At 72.5% G+C, this 1,091-nt stretch carries 1 protein-coding gene; it reads left to right on the forward strand.

Going from position 1 to position 1,091, the window contains the following annotated elements:
* Positions 1 to 16 precede the first annotated feature (16 nt).
* Positions 17 to 1,091, forward strand: a 1,075-nt coding sequence (locus tag G6045_RS40620; RefSeq protein ID WP_165337265.1) for a threonine aldolase family protein, incomplete at its 3' end; no start/stop codon positions are given.

Below are 1,091 nucleotides of genomic sequence, written 5' to 3' on the forward strand. Positions count from 1 at the left end.
GGGTGGGTCGGACCAGGTGGATCCGGGGGCGGCGCGGGAGCGGCGGCTTGCCGCTTTCCGGGCGGCGAAGCGGGTGCTGTCGCGGCCGGGGGCCGATCTCACGTACGCGGACAGTCTCGAGCGTCTGACCCGGCGCGCGCCCGAGGTGTACGACCTGGGCAGGACCTCCGACATGTACGGCGACTCGATCGTGGAGGAGCTGGAGCACCGGGTCGCCGGGCTGCTCGGCAAGGAGGACGCGGCCTTCTTCCCGACGGGCACGATGGCGCAGCAGATCGCGGTGCGGGTATGGGCGGGACGTACCGGCGACGCGACGGTGGCGCTGCATCCGCTCGCGCATCCGGAGCGGCATGAGCGGGATGCGTTCTCGGTGGTCAGCGGGGTGCGGACCGTGCATCCGACCGCCGAGCCGCGGCTGCCGAGCGCCGAGGAGGTGCGGGAGTTCGAGGAGCCCTTCGGGACGCTGATGCTCGAACTGCCGCTCCGTGAGGCCGGGTTCGTACTGCCCTCGTGGCAGGAGCTGGTCGATGTGGTCGGGGCCGCGCGGGAGCGGGACGCGGTGGTGCACTTCGACGGGGCGCGGCTGTGGGAGTGCGGGCCGCACTTCGGACGGGGGCTCGCCGAGATCGCCGAGCTCGCGGACAGTGTGTACGTCTCGTTCTACAAGTCGCTCGAGGGGCTCGGCGGGGCGGTCCTCGCCGGTCCGCGCTCGTTCGTCGCGGAGGCGAAGGCCTGGCGGCACCGGTACGGCGGGCAGATCTTCCAGCAGTACCCGACGGTGCTCTCGGCGCTGATCGGTCTGGAGGACGAACTGCCGCGCCTTCCCTCGTACGTGGCGCATGCGCGGGTGGTCGCGGAGGCGCTGCGGGAGGGGTTCGTCCGGGCCGGGGTGCCGTTCTTCCGGGTGCATCCGGAGGTGCCGCATACGCATCAGTTCCAGGTGTGGCTGCCGTACGAGGCTTCCGTGCTCGATGAGGTGTCGGTGCGGATGGCCGAGGAGACGGGGACGGCGCTGTTCCGGCGGTGGTTCGCTCAGGGGCCGCCGGGGGTCTCCGCGACCGAGGTGACGGTGGCGGGGCCGGGGCTGGAGT

Source organism: Streptomyces mesophilus, assembly GCF_011044995.1.
GTDB lineage: Bacteria > Actinomycetota > Actinomycetes > Streptomycetales > Streptomycetaceae > Streptomyces > Streptomyces mesophilus.